This is a genomic window from Brevibacillus sp. MCWH (assembly GCF_013096935.1).
GTDB lineage: Bacteria > Bacillota > Bacilli > Brevibacillales > Brevibacillaceae > Brevibacillus > Brevibacillus aydinogluensis.
On sequence record NZ_SDLF01000206.1, the window covers coordinates 1 to 412 of the forward strand.

General features: G+C 36.4%; 1 protein-coding gene and 1 pseudogene. Both read left to right on the forward strand.

What is annotated here, in order from left to right:
- Entirely contained in the window at positions 1 to 111 is a 111-nt protein-coding gene (locus ETC00_RS20095) for a Fur-regulated basic protein FbpA (RefSeq protein ID WP_371808939.1), read from the forward strand.
- 115 nt (positions 112 to 226) lie between these two features.
- A pseudogene (locus tag ETC00_RS20555) lies at positions 227 to 412 on the forward strand (hypothetical protein); the annotation flags it as partial.

Consider the following 412-nt stretch of genomic DNA (forward strand, 5'->3'; position numbering starts at 1 on the left):
ATCCAATTAGGTCGAGTGAAAATGGAGGACGGTCGACAACTTTATGAATTGACGATATCTGAATTAGAACATGAATACAAATGCATGAAAGAAAAGAGGATGCTTTTATGATCTATCGTTTCTTTTGTGAAGAATGCGGATTTGAAATTTGGTCCATAAAGGTTATTCCCAAGTTGAAGTGTCAATGCGGCTTCTATGCAATTTGTGAGGAAAAGGAGGAATGAAAATGCGAATGGATATCTACACTTGTTCAACGTGCGGCGAAGGTTTTTCAGTTGAAGAGGACAAGCAACCTATCACTTGTCCTCTTTGTGAATCGAAATTATTTGAATTTTCTAATACAATCATCGGATCGAAAATCGAACTTGATTATGCTGATATGGAATTGTTCGAAGCATATCTACAAGATTTC